This window comes from Corallococcus sp. AB011P (assembly GCF_003611605.1).
GTDB classification, from domain to species: Bacteria; Myxococcota; Myxococcia; order Myxococcales; family Myxococcaceae; genus Corallococcus; species Corallococcus coralloides.
This window is the reverse complement of sequence record NZ_RAVX01000001.1, coordinates 1,005,866-1,026,864: the sequence shown is the minus strand read 5'-3', so window position 1 is coordinate 1,026,864 and position 20,999 is coordinate 1,005,866. Positions and strand designations below refer to the sequence as shown.

General features: G+C 70.2%; 21 protein-coding genes. 13 read left to right on the top strand and 8 right to left on the bottom strand.

Annotated features, from left to right (window positions below; genetic code table 11):
* Window positions 1–32: 32 nt before the first annotated feature.
* The 3 genes from D7X30_RS04465 (at window position 33) to D7X30_RS04455 (ending at window position 5,454) form a co-directional block, all read left to right on the top strand.
* Window positions 33–2,681, top strand: a complete 2,649-nt coding sequence (locus D7X30_RS04465) for a winged helix-turn-helix domain-containing protein (RefSeq protein ID WP_147443105.1) — start codon at window positions 33–35, stop codon at window positions 2,679–2,681.
* A gap of 184 nt (window positions 2,682–2,865) precedes the next feature.
* Window positions 2,866–4,023: a trypsin-like serine protease gene (locus D7X30_RS04460; RefSeq protein ID WP_233591372.1), complete on the top strand. Its 1,158-nt coding sequence runs from the start codon at window positions 2,866–2,868 to the stop codon at window positions 4,021–4,023.
* A gap of 111 nt (window positions 4,024–4,134) precedes the next feature.
* Complete coding sequence (locus tag D7X30_RS04455; RefSeq protein ID WP_120561534.1) at window positions 4,135–5,454, top strand: hypothetical protein; 1,320 nt, start codon at window positions 4,135–4,137, stop codon at window positions 5,452–5,454.
* Window position 5,455: 1 nt separating this feature from the next.
* Here the strand turns inward: D7X30_RS04455 and D7X30_RS04450 are convergent, their stop codons facing one another.
* The 4 genes from D7X30_RS04450 to D7X30_RS04435 all read right to left on the bottom strand — a co-directional run bounded on the left by D7X30_RS04450 (window position 5,456) and on the right by D7X30_RS04435 (window position 8,835).
* Window positions 5,456–6,583 (bottom strand): ferrichrome ABC transporter substrate-binding protein, encoded by a 1,128-nt coding sequence (locus D7X30_RS04450; protein ID WP_199724161.1) that lies wholly within the window; start codon window positions 6,581–6,583, stop codon window positions 5,456–5,458.
* Window positions 6,584–6,674: 91 nt separating this feature from the next.
* Entirely contained in the window at window positions 6,675–7,868 is a 1,194-nt protein-coding gene (locus tag D7X30_RS04445) for an LLM class flavin-dependent oxidoreductase (protein WP_120561532.1), read from the bottom strand.
* A gap of 98 nt (window positions 7,869–7,966) precedes the next feature.
* Window positions 7,967–8,389 carry a hypothetical protein gene (locus tag D7X30_RS04440; protein WP_120561531.1) on the bottom strand — a complete coding sequence of 141 codons (423 nt, stop codon included), beginning with the start codon at window positions 8,387–8,389 and terminating at the stop codon, window positions 7,967–7,969.
* 41 nt (window positions 8,390–8,430) lie between these two features.
* Complete coding sequence (locus D7X30_RS04435) at window positions 8,431–8,835, bottom strand: hypothetical protein (protein ID WP_147443104.1); 405 nt, start codon at window positions 8,833–8,835, stop codon at window positions 8,431–8,433.
* Between the two features lie 135 nt (window positions 8,836–8,970).
* Here D7X30_RS04435 and D7X30_RS04430 point away from each other — a divergent pair, with 135 nt between their 5' ends.
* Window positions 8,971–9,243: a DUF2277 domain-containing protein gene (locus tag D7X30_RS04430; RefSeq protein WP_120561529.1), complete on the top strand. Its 273-nt coding sequence runs from the start codon at window positions 8,971–8,973 to the stop codon at window positions 9,241–9,243.
* Between the two features lie 10 nt (window positions 9,244–9,253).
* Window positions 9,254–10,669, top strand: a complete 1,416-nt coding sequence (locus D7X30_RS04425; protein WP_147443103.1) for a PDZ domain-containing protein — start codon at window positions 9,254–9,256, stop codon at window positions 10,667–10,669.
* 19 nt (window positions 10,670–10,688) lie between these two features.
* On the opposite strand, the gene D7X30_RS04420 is transcribed toward D7X30_RS04425, so the two are convergent.
* Together D7X30_RS04420 and D7X30_RS04415 are read right to left on the bottom strand one after the other, a co-directional pair.
* The gene (locus D7X30_RS04420; protein WP_120561527.1) at window positions 10,689–11,207 is read right to left on the bottom strand and encodes an SHOCT domain-containing protein; all 519 of its coding nucleotides are present in this window, start codon (window positions 11,205–11,207) and stop codon (window positions 10,689–10,691) included.
* Window positions 11,208–11,219: 12 nt separating this feature from the next.
* A complete protein-coding gene (locus D7X30_RS04415) occupies window positions 11,220–12,809 on the bottom strand; it encodes a family 43 glycosylhydrolase (RefSeq protein ID WP_120561526.1) in 1,590 nt (529 codons plus the stop codon).
* A 162-nt stretch (window positions 12,810–12,971) separates the two neighbouring features.
* Between D7X30_RS04415 and D7X30_RS04410 the strand changes: the two genes are divergently transcribed.
* The 7 genes from D7X30_RS04410 (at window position 12,972) to D7X30_RS04380 (ending at window position 18,539) form a co-directional block, all read left to right on the top strand.
* On the top strand, window positions 12,972–13,985 hold the full coding sequence (locus tag D7X30_RS04410) for a siderophore ABC transporter substrate-binding protein (RefSeq protein ID WP_120561525.1): 1,014 nt from the start codon (window positions 12,972–12,974) through the stop codon (window positions 13,983–13,985).
* Entirely contained in the window at window positions 13,948–14,982 is a 1,035-nt protein-coding gene (locus D7X30_RS04405; RefSeq protein WP_233591371.1) for an ABC transporter permease, read from the top strand. Before D7X30_RS04410 ends, D7X30_RS04405 begins: the two co-directional genes overlap by 38 nt.
* On the top strand, window positions 14,972–15,943 hold the full coding sequence (locus D7X30_RS04400) for an iron chelate uptake ABC transporter family permease subunit (RefSeq protein WP_120561524.1): 972 nt from the start codon (window positions 14,972–14,974) through the stop codon (window positions 15,941–15,943). The genes D7X30_RS04405 and D7X30_RS04400 overlap by 11 nt, the downstream gene beginning before the upstream one ends.
* Window positions 15,940–16,698 carry an ABC transporter ATP-binding protein gene (locus D7X30_RS04395; protein WP_120561523.1) on the top strand — a complete coding sequence of 253 codons (759 nt, stop codon included), beginning with the start codon at window positions 15,940–15,942 and terminating at the stop codon, window positions 16,696–16,698. Before D7X30_RS04400 ends, D7X30_RS04395 begins: the two co-directional genes overlap by 4 nt.
* 109 nt (window positions 16,699–16,807) lie before the next feature.
* A complete protein-coding gene (locus D7X30_RS04390; protein WP_147443102.1) occupies window positions 16,808–17,392 on the top strand; it encodes a hypothetical protein in 585 nt (194 codons plus the stop codon).
* Window positions 17,393–17,412: 20 nt separating this feature from the next.
* Window positions 17,413–17,958: a hypothetical protein gene (locus D7X30_RS04385; RefSeq protein WP_120561521.1), complete on the top strand. Its 546-nt coding sequence runs from the start codon at window positions 17,413–17,415 to the stop codon at window positions 17,956–17,958.
* Between the two features lie 77 nt (window positions 17,959–18,035).
* Window positions 18,036–18,539, top strand: coding sequence for a nuclear transport factor 2 family protein (locus D7X30_RS04380; protein WP_120561520.1), 504 nt, complete (start codon window positions 18,036–18,038; stop codon window positions 18,537–18,539).
* Window positions 18,540–18,566: 27 nt separating this feature from the next.
* On the opposite strand, the gene D7X30_RS04375 is transcribed toward D7X30_RS04380, so the two are convergent.
* Complete coding sequence (locus D7X30_RS04375) at window positions 18,567–19,490, bottom strand: LysR family transcriptional regulator (RefSeq protein WP_147443101.1); 924 nt, start codon at window positions 19,488–19,490, stop codon at window positions 18,567–18,569.
* A 102-nt stretch (window positions 19,491–19,592) separates the two neighbouring features.
* Here D7X30_RS04375 and D7X30_RS04370 point away from each other — a divergent pair, with 102 nt between their 5' ends.
* Window positions 19,593–20,036, top strand: coding sequence for a DUF4437 domain-containing protein (locus D7X30_RS04370; RefSeq protein ID WP_120561518.1), 444 nt, complete (start codon window positions 19,593–19,595; stop codon window positions 20,034–20,036).
* A 24-nt stretch (window positions 20,037–20,060) separates the two neighbouring features.
* On the opposite strand, the gene D7X30_RS04365 is transcribed toward D7X30_RS04370, so the two are convergent.
* Complete coding sequence (locus D7X30_RS04365) at window positions 20,061–20,861, bottom strand: intradiol ring-cleavage dioxygenase (protein WP_120561517.1); 801 nt, start codon at window positions 20,859–20,861, stop codon at window positions 20,061–20,063.
* Window positions 20,862–20,999: the final 138 nt, after the last annotated feature.

The window sequence follows — 20,999 nt, the reverse complement described above, 5'->3', positions numbered from 1 at the left end:
GGGGCCTGGATGGACGTACAATGGCGCGCGCCATGCGCACGCCAACCGCTCCGGGGCTGGGACCGCCGGCTGTCTTCGTGGGCCGAGCCCACGAGGTACGGCGGCTGGGGGACATGCTGAGGCGCGTGCGCACGGGGGTCGTCTACGGACTGCCGGGCGCGGGCAAGTCCGCGCTGGTGGCGGCGGTGGCCGCGAAGCACCGGGGCCCCGTCGTGCACCGGCGCGTGCGTCCCGGGGACACGCTGGACACGGTGGTGGACGACGTGCGCCGCCTGCTGAGCGAAGCGCCCGTGGCCCAGGCCCTGTCGGACGCGTCCCGGCTGGAGGCGCTGGCGGGGGAATTGGAGGCGCGCCGCGCCCTGTGCGTGCTGGACGACCTGCACGTGCTCGGGCCGCCGGAGCGCGCGGCGCTGGTGGAGGACCTGGGAGGCCGGCTGAGGCATGGCACGCTGCTGGCCACCTCGCGCGAGTCGGTGCCCCGGCACGCGGCGAGTCCGGACCGGGTGGAGCTGCGGCTGGAGGGCCTGTCGCAGGAGGCCGCGCGAGAGCTGTGGCGGGAGCTGGACGCGCTCTACGGCGAGCGCGACGGCTTCGACGCGGCGTGGGGCCGCTCGCGGGGCCTGCCCTTCCTCCTGCGCCGCGCCCACGCGGGCGACACGGGCGGGGACGAACCGGTGCGAGCGGCGCTCGCGGCGCTGCCCGCGGACGAACGGCGGCTGGCCGCGATGCTGGCCTTGAGCCAGCTGCCGCTCACCGCGAGCACGCTGCGGCCGGTGCTGCCCGGCGACACGGCGGGCGGAACGCTGCGCCAGCTGGGCGCGAAGCTGCTGGTGGAGACGGACTCGAGGGGCCGGCACGGCGTGCACGACCTGGTGCGCGAGGCGATGGTGTCCCTGCTGTCGCCGGACGAAGCGCGCGCTGGCCACGAAGCGCTGCTGGAGGTCCTGGAGCGGGAGCCCCTTCCCGCCGTGGTCCGGGTGCGCGCGGTGTGCCGCCACCTCCAGGCGCTCGGCCGGCACGACGCGCGCGCGGCCTTCATCGTCGCGCAGGCGGAGGCCCTGGTGCGCCACGGCGCCGCGGACGAGCTCCTGGGCCTGCTGGACTCGCTGCCCGCCGCGCTGCGCACGCCCCAGGTGAAGCTGGCCCATGCACGCGCGCGGGTGCGGCTGCTCGATTTGCGCCGGGCCTATCCGGAGCTGTTGGCCCTGCGCGCCTCGCTGGAGGCCTCCGCGGGCGCGCCGGAGCCGGAGTCGAACGAAGCCCTGCGCGAGGGCGTGGGCGCCGTGCTGGTGCGGGTGGCCCTCTTCGCGCTGGAGCCGGAGGCCTGCGAACGCACGCTGGAGTCCATGCCGGTGCCGAGCAGCGCGGAGGTCTTCCTCCAGCAACTGCTGGCGTGGACCGCGCTGCGCTTCTTCCAGGGACGGCTGGACGAGTCCCTGGCGATGCTGGACAACGCCGCCGCCGCGACCGGGGACCGGCGCGTGCTGGGCTGGTGCGCCTACGCCCGCGCGCTGATGCTCTGGATTGAAGGCCGCGACAGCGAGCTGGCGGAGCCCCTGGCCCAATGCGTGTCATTGCTGGAGGACGCGCCGCTCGACTCCCGAGGCCCCCTGGTGGCGGCCATGTCCGCGGGCATCCTCAGCCGGCTGGGCCGCTTCACGGAGGCGGACGCCGCGCTCGCCAGCGCCCGGGAGCGCCTGGGCCAGCTGGGCGCGCCCCGGCTCGCGCTGGAGCTGGACTGCATCGCGGCGTGGGTGCGCGGAGAGTCAGGCCAGCGCAGGGCGGCGCTGGCGGCGCTGAGGGAGACGGAGGGCCGCGCGGAGAAGGCGGGCTACCTCTTCGTCCGGCTGCTCTGCCGCGTGGGCTCGGGCCGCATGCTGCTGGAGCTGGGCCGGCGCGCGGAAGGAAGGGCCCAGCTGGACGCGGTGGAAGAAGAGGTCCGGGCGCGCGGCGTGGTGGGGCTGATGCGGGCCGCCCGGGTGGCGCGAACGCTGGACGTGCCAGGGCCGGATGCACCGCCCGTCACCGTGGAGCCCCGCGAGGTGCGCCCCGGCATCGCCGCCCGCCAGCGCGCCCTGGCCGCCCTGGCCGCTGCACGGAGCGCGGACGCCCCTCGCGCCACGGCGCTGCTCAACGCGTTGGAGCCCCTGACCCGCGGTGACGACTTCGCGCTGGAGCGCACGCTGGGGCACCTGGCCCGCGCCACGCTCCACCAGCACGCGGGCCGCGCCCGTGAGGCGGCACAGTCCCTGGAGGACGCCACGTGCGACGGGGCCGAGGGCGGAGTGGACCCCGAGCTGATGGCGGAGCTGACCCGGCCGCTCGCCTCCACCGCGGAGGCCGCCTCCCTCCCGGAAGCACCCGCGCCGGAGGCGGTGGTGCTGGACGCCCGCCGTCATGAACTGCGGGCCCCGGGGAAGACCGTCTCCCTGGAGCGCAGAGCCCTGCCGCGAAGGCTGCTCTACGCCCTGGCCCGCCAGCCGGGCCGCATCCTGTCCAAGGAGGACTGCGTGCGCGCCATGTGGAACGCGGACTACGACCCGCGCCTGCATGACAACGCCTTGCGCGTCCACGTGAGCCACGTGCGAGACATGCTGGAGGGCACCGGCACCCGCGTGGTCTTCGAGGACCCCGGCTACCGCCTGGAGGTGTCTCCGGGCTTCACCTTCGTCGCGGAGTAGACCTCCGGCGCGGGGGCGCGTGTCACATGTGACACGCTGTAGCAGTCACGCCAACCCCATCACAGTAGTTATCCAGTTACGATAAATCGTCGGCCAGGGCATTTACAACGAGTCCTGGATTCCTCCAGAATCCCGTCGCCTCATAACTTCCATTTAAAACGGGGTTCACATGATTTCGGCTCGGATGGTGCGTCGCTGGACTGCGGCCAGCGCGGTGTCGCTGCTGGTCGTCGGTTGCGGTCCCCAGACCACGGAAGAGAAGCAGACGCAGCCGGAGACGCCGGCTCCCGCCGCCACCACCCAGGAGATCGTCGGCGGCACGGCGACCACCATCGCGGTGAACCCCTGGCAGGTGTCGCTGCAGAGCAGCGGCGGCAGCCACTTCTGCGGCGGCTCCATCATCAACGAGAGCTGGATCCTCACCGCGCAGCACTGCGTGAACTCGGGCGGCTCCATCTCCAAGCCGGGCCGCATCGTGGCGGGCATCACCAACCGCACCTCCACCACCGGCGGGCAGATCCGCACCGTGTCCCAGGTGGTCGTGTACCCGGGCTACGTGGACGCGAACATCGGCAAGGACGCGGCGCTCCTCAAGCTGTCCTCGCCGCTGGACCTGAGCGGCGCGAACGCGAAGGCCATCCCGCTGGTCACGGCGGCGGACGAGGCGTCGGGCGTGGGCGGCGTCGGCGCCGTGGCGCGCGTCACGGGCTGGGGCACGCTGTCCAGCGGCTCCTCCTCGCTGCCGTCCACGCTCCAGACGGTGGACGTGAACATCATCAGCAACGCCGCCGCGCAGGCCGACTACCAGGGCGAAGAGGTCATCACCGCGGACCAGCTGGGCGCGAAGGCCCCGGGCAAGGACTCCTGCCAGGGTGACAGCGGCGGTCCCCTCACCGTCCTCAAGGGCAGCAACCGCGTGCTCGCGGGCATCGTGAGCTGGGGCTACGGCTGCGCCGACGCGGCGTACGCGGGCATGTACGGCCGCGTGTCGTTCTTCGAGAGCTGGATCACCAGCACCATCAACGCCCCGCAGCAGCCGACGCAGACGCTGCTGAACCAGACCGGCATCTCCGGCGCGGCCAGCTCCTTCAAGCACTACGCCATCACCGTCCCCGCGGGCGCCACCACCCTGACGGTGGAGCAGTCCGGCGGCACGGGTGACGCGGACCTCTACGTGCGCCAGGGCTCGCAGCCCACGACGACGGCGTACAACTGCCGCCCGTACCTCAGCGGCAACGCGGAGTCCTGCACCATCACCGCCCCCGCGGCCGGCACCTGGTACGTCTCCGTGCGCGGCTATTCCGCGTACACGGGCGTCGCCCTGAAGGCCACGGTGCCGTAGCCGTCGCCTGACACCGGCGTGAGCGCGCAAAGCCCTCTTCCTCCCTTCGCGGAGGGAGGGGGCTTTCGTGTTTCAGCCACCTCGTGTGCGCGGAGTGCTACACCCGGTGTCATGGCCCGGCCCAGAGCTTCGCGCTGTCCCCACTGCAACGCGCCCTTCACGCCCCAGACAGCCAAGACACACTACGTCTGCGGCTACTGCGGCCACGCCTTCGACCTGGATGGCCCGCTTCCGGTGCATCCCCGCCCGCGCGCGCCGCCGCCCCCCGCCCAGGCGAACCGGCATGTCCTGCCGATGCTCGCGGGCGTCGCGGTGATGGTCCTGATGGGGGTCATGGGCGCGGTGTTCGCCTTGGCTTCGGGAGGCCCGGACACACCCGAGCCCATTCCCACCCCGCCTCCCGCGGCCGTCGTCCCCGTCGCGCCTCCGGTCGTCCCCGGGCCTCCACCCGAGCCTCCCAAGCCCGCCCCCGAGCGAATCGAGTGGCTGGAGCGGGGCGCGCCTGCGTTCGTGGACGTCAACGGCGATGGGACGGAGGACATCGTCGGCCACGTGCGCCGCTACGAAGGCACGGCTCCCCGTGAGTACATCGCCGCGTTCGACGGCCGGACGTTCCAGAAGCTCTGGGAGTCGTCGCCTTCGGAGGGGCCGGACGCCTCCCGCTACACGAAGGTCATCGCCCAGAACGGCCGGCTGGTGATGAGCGAGCAGCGCACGGTGAACCTGCTGGAGCTGGAGACCGGCAAGCGGCTGGGGCGCGTGCCGCTGACGGACTCACCGCGCAGGCTGTGCATCCCGCCCGGGGACACGACGTCCGTCTGGGTGGAGGTGGTGGACCACCAGCACCTGCTCTTCGACACGCGCACGGCCACCGCGAAGCCCGCGCCCCGCGCGCCGAGGGGCTGCGCCACTCCGCCCTTGAGCCCGCAGACGTGCAACATGAGCCGGCCGCCGGAGCACCCCACCACCTGCGAGCGCTCCAGCTACCCGCCCTCCGACATCCGCGGCTTCTCCACGAAGTACCTCCTCCGCACGGACGGCTACACGCTGGCGCTGGGCACGCGGTGGCCGGGGACGCAGGTGCCCCTGGTGGCGCTGTACGCGCCGGGCAACCGCAAGCCGCTGTGGCACGACACCGTGTCGGAGAAGGATCCGCTCCTCCTGCGGGACACCGCGCCGGAGGTGGGGGAGATCACGAAGGACGCCGTGTACGTCGTCTATCAGCTGGAGAAGGGCGGCACGCACCTCATCCGGCGCGACCTGCGCACCGGCGCCGTGGCCTGGGACGTGGCCCTGCCCGAGTCCCATTTCAGCTCCATGCTGACGGTCCTCTGGGTCCGGGAGGGCCGCGTGTATGTCCCGCTGTGGGGCAACCTTCTCGTGTTGGATGCCGCGACGGGCGACCGCCTCGGCGGCATTGGAACGCAATGAATCAGTAGATGGAGATGAGGTGGACCCGCACGCGGGGGTTGCCGAGGTACTCCTCCAACCGCCAGCGGGTCCGCATCCCGTCCTCGCGGATGCCCACGCCGCCGTCCGTGGGAGGCTCCGCGCTGGCGAGCGCATCCCGCAGGTGGGACACCGCCCAGGTGTCGAACTTCGGGTCCCCGGAGCCCTCCAGCACCTGGAGGTCGATGAGGCTGCCATCGCGCGCCTGCCGCACCTCCACGATGGCGACGAGCGCGAGCACGGGGGCGGTGACGTCGGTCATGTAGACGTTCGCCGCGCGCCCGGCCTCCACGGCCGCGCGCAGCCGGTCGGACGTCTCCCCGCGGACGTCGCGCGCCTGGGGTGCGAAGGGAGTGCCCGTCTTGCCGAAGCGCTCGATGGACTCCAGCTGCTCGCGCTTCAGCCGGCGGACCAGCACATCGGTGTTGGGAGGGGGCGGGTTCACCAGCCGCTCGGAGAAGCCCTGGCGCAGCTTCGCGAAGTAGGGAGGCGTCGCGCCCGTGGCTCGCGAGGACGCGGTCGCATCCTTGGCCCAGCCATCCACCTTCTGACGCGCCTCCTCCGCCTCACGGGCCGCCAGGGCCTTGGGGTCCGGCTCCGAGCCAGGGACGTTGCGAATCGTCCGCCCCGTCGACGGGGGCCCCTTCAGGAGCCCACCGCCCAGCAGGCCGGGTGGTTCCAGTTGGAGAGGGACGTCCCGGACCGGAGGTGATGTGCGCTCGGAGGGTGCCTCCGCGAGCGGCTCCGGAGAGGCATCCCCCGGGGTCGCGGGAGCCTCGGCTGAAGCTGGCGCTTCGTCCTTCTCCCCCGCGCGCGAGGAGGGCTCGCGCTCCGCCAGGTGCGCTGGCGCTCCGTCCTTCCGCGCGCGCGTGGAGGGTTCGCGCTCCGCCGGCCGCGCTGGCGAGCGCGGGGGCCGCGGCTCATCTTCTGGCACGGGGGGCACGGGCGGCGCGGGGCGTGCGTCCCGGGTGACGATCTCCATCTCGACGACCTGCGACGGCTCCCCGTGATGGACGCGGGCAGACGGGCTCCGCCACAGCGCGAAGAGGAGCGCCGCGTGCAGGAGCCCGGACACGCCGAGCAGGAGGAGCAGCTGTGAGCGCCGGGACACGAAGGTCAGCTTGCTCCGTCCCGCCGCACGGGAGAAGTGGCGCGGAGCGTGGGTGTTGGACCTCCACGCTCCCCTGCCCTCCCCTCGCGCCCTACGGCGCCGCCGGTGTCCGGAACTCCGGAATGAGCTCGCCCGTGAGCCGGATGCTCTTCAGGACCTTGTCGTGCGCCAGCGCGCCCACCTGGTGGAAGGACATGAGCGCGTCGATACCCAGCGCCTGGTAGCGCTTGAGCCCCGCGCGCACCTGCTCCTGGGTTCCAACGATGAGCGAGTCCTGCGCGCTCAGCACCTCCCAGACCTGCTCATCCGGAACCTGCTCCCCGCCCATGATGCGGCCCAGGAGGCGCTGCGCCTGGGACTGCGGCGCGTTCGGGTCCTTCTTGCGCAGGTACTGGCCCGTCAGGCCGCCGCCCGCCGGGTCCTTCGCCAGCACCTCCAGCTCCGCGGCCGTCTTCACGAAGGCGTCCTTCGCCTCGAAGAAGGTGAACGACCCGCTGGTGTACCAGGCAGCGGCCTTCGCGGCGCCGTTCTCCATCGCCTCGCGCTCGCTGTCCGCGCAGTGCACGAACGTGAAGAAGGCGACCTGGTCGTTGACGAACGCGCCCACCGGCTCGCAGCGCGTGCGCAGGGCCTCGCGGTAGATGTGGATCATCTCCGCCACCTCCTCTGGAGAGGCCCAGAGCGTCACGCCCAGCGCACCCACGCCGTTGCGCCCCGCCTGTTCGAAGGACGCGGGGCTGGAGCACGCCTGCCACAGCGGCGGATGCGGCTTGCGGTACGGCTTCGGGATGACGCTGACGTCTTTCAGCCGCAGGTCCGGCCCGTCCCACGACACCTTGTCCTGCGTCCACAGCTTCGGAATCAGCTCGAAGGCCTGCTGCATCTGCCCGCGAGTGGAGTCAGGCTCGATGTTGAAGGTGCGCCACTCCGGGATGGTGCTGCGCGCCAGTCCCAGCTGGAAGCGGCCCCCGCTCAGGTGGTCGATGAAGGCCGCGCGCTCCGCGACCCGGATGGGATGATTGAAGCGCGTGGGCGCCAGCACCGACGAGTGTCCGACGTGCAGGTTCTTCGTGCTCCGCGCGATGGCGGTGAGCATGATCTCCGGCGCGGAGCTGTAGCTGAACTCCACGGCGGTGTGGTGCTCCACCTGCCACCAGACGCCGTAGCCCATCTCGTCCGCCAGCCGCGCCTGCTCCAGCGTCTCCTGGATGAGCTGGTGCTCGTGGTCCGGACCGCTCCAGCGCTCCTTCGGGTGCTGCATCTCCGAAAAGATATCGAGCCGCATGATGTCCCCCTGAAATCGATTTCACTTCGCAAGCAACAACGGGAACGACTCCCACGCCGTCCGGAAGCAAGCCGCTCCGGACGGCGTAGGTCAGACCGTCAGTCCGCCCAGTGGACCTTGCCCAGCCCCGCCGGGATGAGGTCGCAGACGTAGAAGATGTCGTCGTACGGGTAGTTGTCGTACACGCCCCGCGCGGGGATGCAGCGCGCCTGATTGGGATACGGCGCGTTGAACTCCGCGGCGAGCTGCTGGCAGTAGGAGTGGTCGCTGGGGCCACCACACTCCTCGGTGCACTGGTCCGCGCGGATCCACTGCGAATTGTAGATCGGGTACGAGTCCGCCTCCGTCCAACACAGGCCCGTCGCGCACTGGGTGTCAGCCGAACAGCCCTGGCCCACGGCGTTGAGGCCCTGCTCCTGCTGCGTCGGGGCGGGGGTCTGCGGCTCGGCGGCGGGACTGGCGCCACAGGCGAGCAGCGCGAAGGAGAAGAGGGTCACGGGAACGGCGAAGAGCTTCCGCATCTTGGGAGTACCTTTCAGGGAGAAGGAAGAGGGAACAGTGATTACGGCCCGTCGGGGGGAAGGGTGCAGGTCCAGGTGTTGTCGAACTTGCAGTAGCAGCTGCCCGTGGGCAGCCCGTTCAGACAGCAATCCCGATAGGTGCCGGAGGAGGGACACGACGTGCCGTCAATGAACGTGCACGAGTTGGCGCGCGTGCAGGCGGGCGGAGGATCCGCGGGACAGGACAGGAAGTTGCCATTGCAATTCACATACTGGCCGTCCACGGAAGAGCAGGAACTTCCCGAGCACGACAGCGTCACGCCCGACGCGCAGGTCGTCGAACAGGTCGACAGGGCGCCTGAGACCTCCCCCAGCTCCTCCTCCGACACGTCGCCGGAATCCACGCCACCGCAGGCCGCCATCGTCGCGATGACCAGTGCCGCGAACACACCCGATACAAACTTCATGAGGCTCGTCCTTTCTTGCTGATACATCCAGCTAGGCAGCTTATCCCCACAAGATTTGATTCGATAGGGTTCACACCGAAGGCGAGGACGCGGGCGTGGGGTACGCTGGTGGCACTTCACGCGAAGGGACCCGCCATGTGCCGGAGCATCAAGACGCTGTTCAACTTCGAGCCCCCCGCGTCCGACGCGGAGGTCCGGGCGGCGGCCCTGCAGTTCGTGCGGAAGCTGAGCGGCGCCAGCGCTCCGTCAAAGGCGAACGAGGAGGCCTTCAACCGCGCCGTCGAGGACATCACCGAGACAGCGCGACGACTGATGGACTCGCTGGTGACCACCGCCCCGCCGCGCAACCGCGACATGGAAGCCATGAAGGCGAAGCTGCGGTCCGCGAAGCGCTTCGCACCGCGCTAACGTGCTCCCCATGTTCCTCGCCTCGCTGCTGTCCGCGTTCGCTGGCGCCTGGATGTTCGCGGCGGCGCCGTTCACCGTCACGATGAAGTCCGCGGGCTACTCCGCCCGCTCGGATGGTGAGACGGTCACCGTCACCCGGGTGGAGCCCAAGAGCGTCGCCGCCGAGGCGGGACTCCAGAAGGGCATGAAGGTGACAGGCATCACCCAGCCACCCAGGGGCTTCACCCGGGTGCCCCTGCCCCAGCTCGACGCCACCGACCTGCAGGACGCGCTGACGCCCCAGCCCGCCGAGACCCTCTGGCTCCAGGTGGAGACGAAGCGGGGCTCCGACCAGCTCATCCTCAAGAGCCGGGAGCCCCTCCCCGACAACCCGTTCCCGGTCGTGCCGCTCACGGACGCGCAGCAGGCGCGCCTGACCCCAAACCAGGCCAGCCGCTACCAGCAGCGGCTCGTGCAGTTCGCCGTGGAGGCCATGCGCCGGCCCCAGGTCGAAGCCCGCCAGAACACCACCGCCTACGTGATGAAGGGAAAGCTCAGCGGCATCGACGGCGGCGGCGCAACGCCCCTCTGGCTCCATCCGAGCATCGAGCTGCGGCACACCTGTGGCGACAGCCTGGAGAAGATGGAGCTGAGCAGCGCCGCGGGGAACGTGAACCTCACGCTGCGGCCCGAGGATGCCACCCAGGCGGGAGGCCCCATCCAGCTGGCCCCGCCGCTCTGGCCCATGCAGCAGGTGCTCCGCTGTGAAGGCGCCCCCACCGCCTTGCAGCAGACCCTGCACGTCAAGCTGGCCTGCAAGGGACGGCCTCCCGCGGAGCACGACTTCAACGTGAAGCTGACCGTGCGCTGTGACGATCTCCACTCCCAGCCCGGGCCGGCCCAACCGCCGCTGGTCCTGGAGGAGCCCAAGGACTTCCTCGTGGGAGACACGACCCCGCTCCAGATGAAGGTGTTCGCGCACCAGCTCGTCCCCCGCCCCACCGAGGCGACCCTCGTGGAGCTGGATGCCCAGGGACAGGTGCTCCGGCGGCTGACGCCAGTTCCCATGGGGAAGAACGCCCACGAACCCGGCCTGCCGCTCCAGGTCACGCTGGACACGACGGCGAGGCGCACCGCGCGGCTCGCGCTGGACGTGCGCTTCTCCGACGGAAGCACCTGGCTCAGCGAGCCGCAGACGCGGGAGATCCGCACCCGGGCGCAGGTGGAGGGTCTGCGCCGGGAGGCGCTCGAGACCAACGCGAGGGCCTCCGCCTTCCTGGAGGAACTCAACGACACGTTCAGCGAGCCCTGTGACGACGTGCCCACCACGATGAAGTGGATCCTGGCCCATCCCGCCATCGAGGCCGCGCACACGGGATTCCGGAAGCTCCACTACAAGGTGAAGGGCAGCTCCCACTTCTCCGTCTTCATGTGCGGCTACGACTAGTCCGGCGCTTTCACGGACGCTACAAGCGGCCGAGGATCTCCGCCTTCTTCTCCTCGTACTCGCGCTCGGTGATGAGGCCGCCGTCGGCCATGCGCTTCAGGTCCTCCATTGCCCGGACCGGATCCGCCGGGGGCGATGGCGGGCTGGCCGGGGCGGCCATCGCGAAGCCGGTGATGACGACGCGCTGGGGCTTCATCGGGTCCACCATCACCTGGACCCGAAGCCCCGGCCCCCAGGTGGCCGTGCTCGAATGAGGCGGCAGACGCTTGCTCACCCGCGCCTGATAGGGAGCACGGCCGGGGATGTGAACCTCCAGGAGCAGTTGGAGGACCGGGCGCTTGTTGATGCGGATCGCGGTGTCCCGCACCTCCAGCACCGTGGCCTCGCCGGCCCTTCCGTTCTCCAACTCCGCGCGATCCAGCCCGGCGCCCAACAGCCCCAGCAGCCCACCCTTCGGTCCGAACGCCACGCCCAGCCCTCCCGCCACGACGATGAGGAGGACGAGGAGCGCGGGGTCGGAGGTGATGGCGTCGAACATGGGGCTTCCAGCCTAGGGGATGTTGATGCGCGAGTGCAGGGCCCGGCCGTCATAAGAGGCGGCGCCGCAGCGCGCATGGGCCCAGTCGCCGTTCACCGCGGAGCAGACGCGGAAGGCCTGGATGTTGGAGAACGGCACGTTGATGCCCGGCGTGTCGCAGCGCCCCTGGTAGGTCCACGCCAGGCTCTTGTTCACGGCGCCCACGCCGATGCACGGGCCAATCCACGCGCCCGTGTCCCGCCGCTGCACGTCGATGGAGTACTGCGCCAGCGTCTCCTCCTCGCTCCACTCCAGGTCCACGAAGGGCGTGACACCGCCGGGCAGCTCCAGGGACACGTCGTCGGAGATGCCGTCATAGGCCTTCTCCACGGAGGGCCCCCAGACGTTGTTGTTGGAATAGAAGAGGCGGAACGCGGCGATCTCCCCCTTCGTCACCACGCGGTCCCCGGCGCTGCGGCAAACGCCGTCGAACACCGTCTTGTTGGACTGCCCCAGCAGCACCACGGACGTGCACGGCCCCACCACCGAGCCATTCTTCAGCACGACGTCCAGCGAGTAGCTGTACCCCGCGAGCCGGTTCCAGCGCACGTTCACCTGGTTGAGCGACGTCATCGCCCCGTCCGGCTTGAACGCGACGCGCTGCTTGTATGTGCTGCGTGAGGTGAGGTTGCCCGCGCTGTCGAAGGCGCCCTGATGGAAGATGTTGAAGTACTCGCCCCGCCGCTCGACGATGACGTTGTGGCCGTGGGACTGCACCAGCCGGCCCGCGGAGTTCTTCAAGGGCAGGGACTGCCGCCGCACCGCCCGCGCCCGCGTGAGCTCCGGAACGGAGTCCGCCATCACGTAGTACATGGCGTACTGGCTGTTGTACCAACCGCCGCTGAAGACCATGTAGTAGCGCCCGTCGCGCTTGAAGAGCTCCGGCGCCTCGTTGATGCCCTCCTCGTAGGCCGGCGTCGAGAACACCGCCGGGCCCGCGTGGTTGTAGACGGTGCCGGGCGCGGCCAGCTTGAACGAGGAGATGTTGTTGCCGTTCTGGAACCAGACATAGAAGAGCCAGCGGTCCGCGCCATCGTTGAACGTCGCCGAGTCGATGCGGATGTTCCGGTTGCACCCCTGCGGCAGGCACGCCGTGCCGGTGGTGGTGCGCGGCCAGGTGGTGTTGGCGTTGATGGGCTGGGGCACACCGAAGACCAGGTTCAGGTCCGGCGCCGTGGCGACGAAGGTCGTCACCTCCTGGCCCGCCGGAGGACACGCCGCGCCGTTGGGCACCCGGTGGCCGGAGAAGTGGAGCTGGTAGACGCTGCCCACCTTGCTCAGGTCCGGCGCCCACAGGAAGCAGTAGTCGTAGGTTGGATCCGCCGCGGACGGGTTGTAGTCGCGCTTGAAGCGGAACGCCGTCAGGTCGTTGGACTCATACAGCGGAATCAACACCCCGTTGCCCGTGCCGGTGAGGAAGAACAGGTCGTCGTTCTCCTTGTAGACGTCCGGATCCGCCAGCCACTGCATGAGCAGCGTGCGCGAGTTGTCCTGCGCGAGCGCACTCCCGGCGAACGTCGTGGTGAGGAGGGACAACAACAGGACGGCTCGGACGGGCTTCATGAGGCCTCTCCATGGAAGTCTTGAAATTCAAGCTTCCAGGGAAGACCCGGGCCGCGCAAGGCCGATGGGTTTTGACCGTCCAGCGGCGATCCGCTATACCGCGAACTTCGATAATGAAAATCAATTTCATTTGATATCACCTCTCTCTGGATTGCCTTTCCCGTGAGCACCCCTCCCCGGCGGTTCCCTCCCCTCCTCGCGGCCCTCATCGGGGTCGTGGTCATCGCGCTCGCGGTCTTCTTCTGGTGGGGCCCGCGAGCTCCGGCCCCGGAGCCCGTGCCCTCGGAGGGCGCGGCGCCGGCTCCCGCGCCAGGGGCGGGCCGGACCATTGCCCACGCGCAGGGCAGCACCGTCGTGGCCGAGCACCCGAAGCAGGTCGTGGTGTTCGACCTGGCGGCGCTGGACACGCTGGACGTGCTGGGGGTGGACGTGCAGGGCGTGGCGGGTGAGTACTTCCCCGGCCAGCTGGCGAAGTACGCGGACGCGAAGAAGTACCCGCGCTACGGGACGCTCTTCGAGCCCGACTACGAGGCCCTGCACGCCGCCCGGCCCGACCTGGTCATCACCGGCGGCCGCTCCAGCGCCCGGTACACGAAGCTCGCCGCCATCGTGCCCACCATCGACCAGACCACGGACGACGCGCACTTCCTGGACACCGTGGTGGGCAACACGCAGCGGCTGGCGGCCGTCTTCGGCAAGGAGGAGCAGGCGCGCGCCCTGGTGGAGTCGCTGCACCAGTCCATCACGACGCTGAAGGGCACCACCGCCAGCCGGGGCAAGGGGCTCATCGTGCTGACGTCCGGAGGCCGGATGAGCGCGTATGGCCCGGGCTCGCGCTTCGGCGTGCTGCACGACACCTTCGGCATCCCGCCCGCGGCCCCGTCGCTCAAGGCGTCACTGCACGGGGAGGCCGTGGGCTCGGAGTTCATCCTGGAGACCAACCCGGACTGGCTGTTCGTCATCGACCGGGACGCGGCCATTGGCGAGGGCGGCGGCGCGCAGCGGCTCTTGGACAACGAGCTGGTGCACCAGACGACGGCCTGGAAGCAGGGACAGGTCGTCTACCTGGAGCCGGCGAACACCTACCTCATCGGCGGCGGCATCCAGTCCCTGCGGCGCCTGATGGAGCAGATCTCCGATGTCTACGCGAAGCCCCGACAGCCCCCCGCTCCCTGAGCCGGGCTTCGCACTCCCCGGGTCCGAGGCTCCCCTGCCCCTGCTCGCCGTGGCCGTGCTCGGGGTGCTGGTGCTCGCGGGCATCAGCCTGCTGATTGGCGTGAGCCACGTGTCGTGGGAGGCGCTGCTGGCGCCGTCGGAGCACCAGCGCGCCGTGCAGGTGCTGGTCATCAGCCGCGTGCCACGCACGCTGGCCCTGGTGCTGGCGGGCATGTCCCTGGCCGTGGCGGGCCTCATCATGCAGATGCTCGCGCGCAACCGCTTCGTGGAGCCCTTCACGGCGGGCACGGCGGAGTCCGCGAGCCTGGGCCTGCTCGCCGTCACGCTGCTCGCCCCCGGCCTCCCCATCCTCGCCAGGACGGCGGTCGCCGCAGGCTTCGCCATGGCGGGCACGGCGCTGTTCCTGCTCATCCTCCGGCGCATTCCGCTGCGCTCGGCGCTCGTCGTGCCCGTGGTGGGGCTGGTGCTGGGCGCCATCTTCGACGCGGCGACGACGTTCTTCGCCTACCGCTTCTCCCTGCTGCAATCGCTGATGGCCTGGACCACGGGCGACTTCTCCAGCGTGCTGCGCGGCCGGTACGAGCTGCTCTGGGGCGCGTTCGTGCTGACCGTCATCGCCTACGTCGTCGCCGACCGCTTCACCGTCGCCGGCATGGGCGAGGCCTTCACCACCAACCTGGGCTTGAGCCACCCGCGCATCATGGCGCTGGGGCTGGCCATCGTCGCCATGGTCACCGCGGTAGTGGTGGCCACCGTGGGGATGATTCCCTTCATCGGGCTCGTGGTGCCCAACGTCGTCAGCCTCATCGTGGGTGACAACGCGCGCCGCTCCATTCCATGGGTGGCGGTGCTGGGCGCGGGCTTCGTGCTCCTGTGCGACATCGCGGGGCGGGTGGTGCGCCAGCCCTATGAGATTCCCGTGGGCACCGTGGCGGGCGTGGTGGGCAGCCTCCTCTTCCTCCACCTGCTGCTGCGGAGGGACGACCGTGTCGGCTAGCACGCTGCGCCTGGAAGGCCATGAGCGGCGGCTGCTCCTCCTGGGGGGCCTGGCCACCTTCTGCGTGGTGGTGTTCATGACCGTGGACGCGGGTGGCAAGTGGGACTTCGTGCTGCCGTTCCGCGCGCGCAAGGTCGCCACGGTGCTGCTGGTGGGCTACGCCATCGCCGTCTCCACGGTGCTGTTCCAGACCGTGGTGGAGAACCGCGTCCTGACGCCCGCCATCATGGGCTTCGACACGCTCTACCTGCTCCTGCAGACGAGCCTGCTCTTCTTCCTGGGCTCGCGCACCATGGCGAGCCTGGACCCCAGGCTGCTCTTCACGGTGGAGGTCGCCATCATGGTGGCCTTCTCCGCGGTGCTGCACCGCTGGCTGTTCGAGGGCGGCCGGCGCAGCGTCCACCTGCTGCTGCTCACGGGCGTGGTGCTGGGCGTGCTGTTCCGCAGCCTGTCCAGCTTCCTCCAGCGCCTCATCGCGCCGGGCGAGTTCGACTTCCTGCAGGACCGCTTCTTCGCCAGCTTCAACAACCCGGACTCGGACCTGCTCATCGTCTCCGCGCTGATGACCCTGGGCGCATCCATCCTGGGCTTCAGCCTGCTGCGCACCTGCGATGTGATGAACCTGGGGCGCGACGTGGCCATCAACCTGGGCGTGGACCACCGGCGCACGGTGTCGCGGCTCCTGGCGGTGGTGGCGGTGCTGGTGTCGGTGTCCACTGCGCTGGTGGGGCCGGTGACCTTCTTCGGGCTGCTGGTGGCGAACCTGGCGCACGGGCTGGTGCGCTCGCACCGGCACGCCCACGTGCTGCCGGCCGCCGTGTTCCTGGCGGTGATTGGCCTCTTGGGCGGTCAGCTCGTGCTGGAGCGCGTCTTCTCCTTTGGCGCCAACCTGCGCGTCATCATCGAGTTCCTGGGCGGCCTGATGTTCATCACCCTGCTCATGCGAGGCGTGCTGCGATGATCGAAGCCCGGAACGTGTCCCGCCGCTACGGAGACGCCGTGGTGGTGGACGACGTCACGCTCCAGTTCCCGGAGACGGGCGTGACGTCCATCATCGGGCCCAACGGCGCCGGCAAGTCCACCCTGCTGTCCATGGTGAGCCGCCTGTTGCCGCTGTCCTCGGGCACGGTGATGGTGGACGGCATGGACGTGGTCCGCACGCCCGGCGACGCGCTGGCGCGCAGGCTGGCCATCCTGCGGCAGGACAACGCCGTCACCTCGCGGCTCACCGTGCGCGACCTGGTGACGTTCGGCCGCTACCCGCACTCCAAGGGCCGCCCCACGGTGGAGGACCGCGCCTTCGTGGAGGGGGCGCTCCACCACCTGGGCCTGGAGCCACTCGCGCACCGCTTCCTGGACGAGCTGTCCGGCGGCCAGCGCCAGCGCGCCTTCGTGGCCATGGTGCTGTGCCAGGACACGCACTACGTGCTCCTGGACGAGCCCCTCAACAGCCTGGACATGAAACACGCCGTGGCCATGATGAAGGAGCTGCGGCGCGCGGCGGACACGCTGGGCAAGTGCGTGGTGCTGGTGCTGCACGACCTCAACTACGCCTCCTGCTACTCCGACCACGTCATCGCCATGCGCGCCGGGAAGGTCGCCTTCCAGGGGACGCCGGAGGAGCTGATGCGGCCCGCCGTGCTCCGCGGCATCTACGACATGGACATCGACATCCACCTGCTCGACGGGAAGCGCATCGCGGTCCACTACCGCTGAGCCCAGGATGTGACACGCGTGTCGCGCCCGGGCCGGAAGGACGGCGGATCCGGACAGCTGTTCCCTCTGGGACATCCTGGCATCGGGCTTGCTCAGGGGCCCGGGCACCATGTCCCTCTCCCGCGAAGCCCCTCCGAATCCCGGCCTGCGTCGTTGGGCCACCCGGCTGATTCTGTTGGTCGCGTGCGCCAGCGTCGTGGCCACGTCCGAAGGCACGTCCGCCGACGTCGTCTCCGAGCCCTACACGAGCGCGCCCCTGACCCTCACGACGGAGGCGCCCAGGCTCACGCGTCCCATCACCGTGAAGGTCACGGTGCCGAAGGCGCCATCGAGGACCGCCGAGGCGGAGCTGACGGTGCAGGTGAAGGCGCGTTGGACGCCAGCGGACCCCACGCAGACGGCGCAACCCTGGATGCGTGTCTCGCTGTCCCGGACCGGGGAGTCTTTCGCCTGGCCCGCGCACTCCGTCGTGCTGGAAGCGGGGGCGGAGGTGCCGGCGCAGACCGTCGCGTACCTGGATCCGAACTGCGAGCTGGGAACAGAGTGTGGATGGGGCACGGACCTGACCATCGAGCTGCAACCGGACGCTGGCGCCGGCACGGTCGAGCTGGAGTGGACGGGAGTCGCCCGGGCGCGCGTGCTGAACACGTCCGACCTTCCCAAGGGCATGAGCGTGAGCGTTTCGGAGCCGTGACCCCTGACATGGAACCGCACATGCGCCCCTCCCTCCCTGCCCATGCCCTGCTGCTGCTGTTGACGCTGACGGCCTCCGCCTGTGTCCCCGAAAGGGATTGGGTGATGAAGGAAGGCCCGGCTGAATCCCTCACGTTGACCGCCTCTTCCCCCAGCGCCCATCCCCGGCTGCGCGTGCAGGCCACCGGCCGCAAGGGCTCCGGCGTGGAGGTGTCCCTCGTCGACATCGCCTTCGTGGTGGAGCCCCGCTGGGAGCTGCCCGGGGAAACCAGCACGGGGCCTCGGCCCTGGCATCGCGTCCGCATCGTGGATGAGCGCGATGACAAGGTCCTGGGCGAGTACGTCTTCGTGCTCATGACGCCGAATGTGCCGGGCGTCATGAAGTTGGGGTTCCCCGTGTCGATGGAGGACTCCGCCTCCCAGCTCGACGTCACCTACCGCCTCGAGCTCGACTGGCAGGGAGCGCCCGCCGAGGGCGCCATCCAGGTCGGCTGGAAGCCCCAGGTGACCGTGGAGACCGGCAAGGAAGACACGGACGACGTCGAGTTCACCTTCACGTCGCTCTGAGCAGCACGTCCTCGGGTTGATCTCCCTCCACGGAGAGTGAAAGCCTGTGCATCCCTCTTCCTGAAAGGCAGCCGGAGATGCGCGAGAAGAACCTGGAGTACACGTTGGATTGGATTGCCGTGCAGGAGCTGGTGGCCGAGTACGGGCAGGCCATCGACCATGGCAAGGACACGGGTGACTGGACCCGGTGGGAGCGGGTCTTCGCCCCGGAGGTGACGTCGGACTACTCCCGCTTCATGGGCGTGCCTCCCTCCACCGCGCCGCGCGCAGTGCTGGCGCAGTTCGGCAACAAGGCGCTGGAGTGTTTCACCCGCGTGCAGCACTCCACCGCCAACACGGTGCGCACGGAGTTCACCAGCCCCACGCACGCCACGGCGCACGCCTACGCGGAGGTGTCCCACTTCTTCACCATGAACGGCGTGCCCCAGGAGTGGACCCTGGTGGGGCGCTACACGCATGAGATGGTGAAGACGGCCGCGGAGGGCTGGCGCATCCAGAAGGTCACGCTGGATCCCATCCACCACCGGGGCAATCTGCTGGGCCTGGAGTTCGCCCGGGGCAAGCGGCTCGGCACGCCGTGACCCCGGGCGTGCGGTGACGCGGCCCCGTCACCGCGCGCGCTTCTTCCGGGACCTGGCCGGAGGCTTCGCGAGCGCCTCCGCCTGCTTCCCGATGGTCTCCGCCAGGAAGTCCACCACCGCGCGCACCCGCACGTTGTGGGCCAGGTCCTCGTGGAACACCAGCCACACGGTCCGCTCCAGCGCCGGCAGGGCGTCACGCAGGGGCACCAGCTCCGGATGCAGGTGGCCGAAGAACGCCGGCAGCAGCGCCACGCCCAGGCCCTCGCGCGCGGCCTGGAGCAGTCCCAGGATGGACGTCAGCCGCAGCGCCACGGTGGCCTTCGCCGCGTGCACGTCTAGCCACTTCGACTCCGGCCAGCGCCGCGAGTCCTGCGCGTAGCCCACCACCGAGTGCCCCTGGAGCCCCGTGTCGAAGCGCACCGGCCCCCGGCGGGCGAGGTACGCCTTCGACGCGAAAGGCACGACCCCGATGGCAGCCACCTTCCGGGCCCGCAGCGACGCCTCCTGGGGCCGGACCAGCCGGATGGCCACGTCCGCCTCGCGCCGCACCAGGGAGAGTGACTCGTAGCCGGAGAGCAGCTGCAACTCGATCTCCGGATGGCGCTCCTGGAACGCGGCCAGCCACGGCATCACGTTGTGGACCAGGAAGGAGTCCGTCGCGGTGACCGTCACCGGCCCGGAGGGGCGCAGGTCCTCGCCGCTGGCGAGCCGCTCCACCCGCAGCGCCTCCGCCTCCACCGCCTCCGCGGCCGGAAGGATGCGCAGCGCCACCGCCGTGGGCCGCAGGCCCGTGGGCGTCCGGTCGAAGAGCCGCGCCCCCAGCTCCTTCTCCAGCACGGCCAGGCGCCGGCCCACCGTGGTCTGGTCCACCTTCAACCGCCGCGCCGCCGCGGAGAGGTTCCCCTCCCTCGCGATGGCCAGGAAGTGCCGCAGGTCGCTCCATTCGGGCATGGTCAGCACTTTCGCAGAGGTGTCCTGCGGAAACGGGCATTTTCGCAGACCCCGTCCGCCGCCATCCTCCCCGGCGTTTCCTTCCACCGAGGAGTGCCTCCCGTGAAGACCCTGCCCAAGCTCGTCGCCGCCGCCGTCGTTGTCTCCGCGTTCACCTTCGCCGCCGCCAGGGGCAAGGAGTCCGCGGCGTTCCAGCAGACCGCCTATGACAAGCTCACCTGGACGGAGATGATGCCCGGCGGCCCGTCCGTGCACGTGCTCTGGGGCGACATGAAGAAGGGCCCGTATGCCCTGCTGATGAAGTTCCCCGCCGGGTTCGACTCGGGGCCGCACACCCACTCCGCCGGCTACCACGGCGTGCTGGTGAAGGGCCGCATGACGAACACCAGCGAGGGCGCCGCCGAAGCGGGCGCCGTGGAGGCCGGCAGCACCTGGGACCAGCCCGGCAAGGTGGTGCACCGCAACCAGTGCGCGCCGGACGCCGAGTGCGTGATGCTCATCGCCCAGGACAAGCCCTTCGACTTCGCGCCCGCCAAGGCGAAGTAGCCGCCCCGCGGGCCCGGCAACGCGTCAGACCTTGATGGGCACCACCAGGGACGCGGCGTAGCCCTCCGTGGTGTTGCCCGTCACGGTCGCCAGCTGCGTGGACGCGCCGTCGCTGAACACGTTGTCGCTGGAGAGCGAAATCTGGCTGAGGTTGCGGACGCTCTGCGAATAGCCGGACGTCGCATAGACGGTGTCGCAGACGTCCTCTGGCAGGGCCAGCTGGGACGTGGCCACCTTGTTGCGTGAGGAGGAGGTCGCCTCCACCGAGGGGTAGATTTCGAAGTGGATGTGCGGCCAACGTCCGCTGTAGCAGGCGGGGAAGATGCTGGTGAAGGTCACCTTGCCCTCTTCATCCGTCACCTGCACCCCGCGCAGGTAGTTCTCGCTGGTGACGCCCGACGAGTACATCGAGTACCGCCCCGACTGGTCGCAGTGCCACAGGTAGATGGCGTAGCCCCGGAGCGGCGTGCAGCTGTCGTTGCTGGCGACCAGCGTGAGGGTGATGGTGAGAGGGATGCCCGCCGCGACGCCGCTCGCGCCCGCGATGCTGGAGCGGATGTCGCTGCGGACGATGCCTGACAGCACCAGCGCGTTGGCTCCGTTGGAGCCGTCACCGGGATAGGGACCGGCCGTCTCCTCCGGAATCCGGGCACACCCGGACGCGTCGTCGCTGCTGCCGCCGGAGTCCGGCCCTCCACAGCCGATGACGGGAATGAGGCTGGTGAAGGCCATCCAGCGCAGCAGCTCCCGCCGGTCCGTGCGCTTCGCCAGGACCCGCAGGTCCTGCTGGAGTCCGTCGTGGTGGTTCCGTTCGTCGTCACTCATGCGCCCTGCCCCCTTGGAGTGACCGCGACGGTAGGGCAAAGGTCTTAAGCGAGTCCTAAGGCGCCGGGGGTGACGCGTTTTTGCAATCCAGGCGCGGGCTCCTGGCGTATCTGTCCCGCCACCCAGCAAGGGAGCAGA